Annotated in this window: 3 protein-coding genes; all 3 read right to left on the bottom strand. The window is 69.6% G+C overall.

All coding sequences use genetic code 11. The annotated features are described in order from the left end of the window. Positions 1-39: 39 nt before the first annotated feature. Positions 40-549, bottom strand: a complete 510-nt coding sequence (locus FV228_RS24135; RefSeq protein WP_147856882.1) for a hypothetical protein — start codon at positions 547-549, stop codon at positions 40-42. Positions 550-772: 223 nt separating this feature from the next. Next, entirely contained in the window at positions 773-1,981 is a 1,209-nt protein-coding gene (locus FV228_RS24140) for an acetyl-CoA C-acetyltransferase (protein ID WP_147856883.1), read from the bottom strand. A gap of 234 nt (positions 1,982-2,215) precedes the next feature. Beyond that, a partial coding sequence (dnaA, locus tag FV228_RS24145; RefSeq protein WP_147856884.1) for a chromosomal replication initiator protein DnaA occupies positions 2,216-3,368 on the bottom strand: 1,153 nt, incomplete at its 5' end.

The raw sequence follows: 3,368 nt of genomic DNA on the forward strand, positions 1-3,368 counted from the left end.
GCCTGAGGCCAGCCGATCGCGCGCGGGGGACGGCATCGGCTACTTCGGTGCCGGGGCGGGGGGAGCCGCCGGAGGCGGAACCGGCGGCGCACCGGTCTTCGGGGCGTTGTCGGTGGCGGCGGCCACAGCCAGCATGTTGAGGAGCTTCGTCACCGAGTTCTGCGAGATCGCCGTGACCGCAGAGTTGGGATCGGCGTTCATGGTCTGGAACTTGAGGTAGGTCGGATCGGCGTAGATCTCGTCCAGATGCTTCAGCTCCGTGAGCGTGAACTTCTGGGCGTATTCCTTCGACAGCCCCTCGATCATGATGCCGCGCTGCTTCTCGAACTCGTCCGTGAGTTCCTTGCGCACGGCCTCGGCGCGGGATTCCGGCATCGCCGCCACGGTCTTCTCCAGCGCGACGTTGAAGCCGGTCTGAAGGTTCTTAATCAAGGTCTTGTTCACCAGCGACGTGGCTTCGGTGATGCGGTCGGACGCATCGTCGGCACGTGCGGCCAGCGGCATGCTCAGGGAGACGCCCAGGCAGAGCGTCGCGATCAGGCGGTTCAAGGGCTCGACTCCCAATGTTTTATCGTCCGGCCCGGATTCGGGCCGACCGTCGCCCGCGCCTCTACAGCATCGTGCCGGATATCGGAACCGGCACGATGCTGTAGGTCCTTGGTTTCGCATCGTCTTTTTCCGAAAGCCGGAAACCACCTTTCGGGACGATGCGCGAGCAGCGTTCCCGGGCTTTGGAGAGCGGCCGTGGCCGGCCCCCGCGCCGCACCGTCGCTCAGACGCGCTCGATGATCGTGGCGGTGCCCATGCCGGCACCGATGCAGAGCGTCACCAGCGCGCGCTCCTTGCCGGTGCGCTCCAGCTCGTCGAGCACCGTCCCGAGGATCATCGCGCCGGTCGCCCCGAGCGGGTGGCCCAGAGCGATCGCGCCGCCGGTGACGTTGACGATTTCGGGATCGAGATCGAACGCCTGGCAGAAGCGCAGCACCACCGCCGCGAAGGCCTCGTTCACCTCGAACAGGTCGATGTCGGAGAGGCTCAGCCCGGACCGGGCCAGGACCTTGCGGGTGACGTCCACCGGGCCGGTGAGCATCAGGGCCGGATCGGAACCGATATTGGCAAACGCCCGGATCCGGGCCCGCGGCCTCAGGCCGGCGGCGGCACCGGCCGCCTGCGAGCCGATCAGCACGGCGGCGGCGCCATCGACGATGCCCGACGAGTTGCCGGCGTGGTGGACGTGGTTGACCGTCTCGACATCCGGATGCGCGTCGGTCGCCACCGCGTCGAACCCGCCCATCTGCCCCATCTGGACGAAGGAGGCCTTCAGCGCGGCGAGCGACTGCATGTCGGTGCCCGGCCGCATATGCTCGTCGCGATCGAGGAGCGTGATGCCGTTCACGTCGCGCACCGGGACCACCGAGCCGTTAAACAGCCCGTCCGCCCAGGATTTGGCCGAGCGCGCCTGCGATCGCACCGCGTAGGCGTCGCAATCGTCCCGCGTGAACCCGTACTTGGTGGCGATCAGGTCCGCCGAGACGCCCTGCGGCATGAAATACGACTTGATGGCGATCGCCGGATCGACCGGCCAGGCGCCCCCGGACGCGCCGATGCCGATGCGGCTCATCGATTCGACGCCGCCGCCCACCGCCATCTCGTGCTGGCCGCTCATCACCTGCGCGGCGGCGAAGTTCACCGCGTCGAGGCCCGACGCGCAGAAGCGGTTGATCTGGATGCCCGGGACGTGGTCGCCGTAATCGCTCACCAGCGCCGCGGCGCGGGCGATGTCGCCCCCCGCCTCGCCGACCGGGTCGACGCATCCCAGGATCACGTCATCCACCAGGGCGGTGTCGAGGCCGTTGCGGTCCTTCAGGGCCCGCAGGGCCGTCTCGGCGAGGCGCAGGGCCGTCACCTCGTGCAGGGCTCCGTCCGCCTTGCCACGGCCGCGCGGCGTGCGGACGTGATCGTAGATGAAGGCTTCGGGCATCGGCGTTCCCCAGCGTGTTCTTGCCTGTTGGCGACGCGGCCTTAGCGGGCCGACTCGCTGGGCGCCAGTCTGCCACGGCAGATATGCGTCGCACCATCCCGGACCGCGGCGAAACGGCCAAGCTTGAATCGCGCGCAAAACGGAACCGCGCCCGATCGGGGTTCGATCGGGCGCGGTTCTCGGGTCCGGCTCTGATGCGACGGGGGGCGCCGCAGCGGTATCCCGCTCGGAATCCTAGTCCTGAAGCATCCGCTTCAGCAGCTCGACCTCGTCGCCGAGGATCGTATCCTCGCCGATCAGCTTCTCGATCTTGCGCACCGCGTGCAGCACGGTGGTGTGGTCGCGTCCGCCGAACCGCCGGCCGATCTCGGGCAGCGAGCGCAGGGTCAGCACCTTCGACAGATACATCGCGATCTGCCGCGGCTTGACCACGGCGGCGGTGCGCCGCTCCGACAGGATGTCCGAGCGAGAGACGTTGTAGCGCGAGGCGACCAGCTTCTGGATGTCCTCGATCTTGATCCGCTTCGGCTCGCGGTTCTTCACGAGGTCGCGGATCGCGCTCTCGGCGGTCTCCATGGTGACGGCGGTGCCGGTGAGCGTGGCATGGGCCAGCAGACGGTTGACCGCGCCTTCGAGGTCGCGGCCGTTGGCCGTGATCGCCCGGGCCACGTAGGTCGCGACCTGCGGCGACACGTCGAAGCCCGGATGCGCCACCCGAACCGCGGCGAGCCGCGCCGACAGGATCGAGACGCGCAGGGCCTCGTCGAGGGCCGTGATCTCGACCACCAGGCCGCCGCCCAGGCGCGAGCGCACGCGCTCGTCCAGCGCCTCCAGCTCGGTCGGGGGCCGGTCGGAGGCGACGACGACCTGCCGGCCGGCATCGATCAGCGCATTGATGGTGTGGCCGAACTCGGCCTGGATCGACTTGCCCTGGATGAACTGGACGTCGTCCAGGATCAGCAGGTCGATGCCGCGCAGGCGCTCCTTGTAGGCCAGCGCCGACTGGGTCTTCAGGGCGTTGACGAAGCCGTACATGAAGCGGTCGGCGGTCAGGTAGATCACCCGGCGGCCGGCCTCGCGGGCGGCGTGGCCGATGCCGTGCAGCAGGTGCGTCTTGCCGAGGCCGACGCCGGCATGGAGGTAGAGCGGGTTGTACAGCGCGCCCTCGCCCTGGTGCCGGGCGACCCGCTCGGCGGCGGCGTGGGCCAGCGCGTTCGAGCGGCCGATGACGAAGCTCGCGAAGGTCAGCCGCGCGTCCAGCGGCGTGCCGCTGAGGTCACCCCCCGCTTCGGCGGAGCGATGCTCCGACGGCGTGGAGACGGCCGCAACCGGCGCCGGCGTCCCGGTGGCGTGGAGCCGGGCCAGCGGGCCGCTGGCGGCTCCGGCC

Origin of the sequence: Methylobacterium sp. WL18, assembly GCF_008040015.1 — a bacterium.
In the GTDB taxonomy this organism is placed as follows: Bacteria; Pseudomonadota; Alphaproteobacteria; order Rhizobiales; family Beijerinckiaceae; genus Methylobacterium; species Methylobacterium mesophilicum.

Coding starts and splice junctions, on each gene's coding strand:
- FV228_RS24140 (WP_147856883.1), bottom strand. CDS start 1,981: ATGCCCGAAGCCTTCATCTACGATCACGTCCGCACGCCGCGCGGCCGT.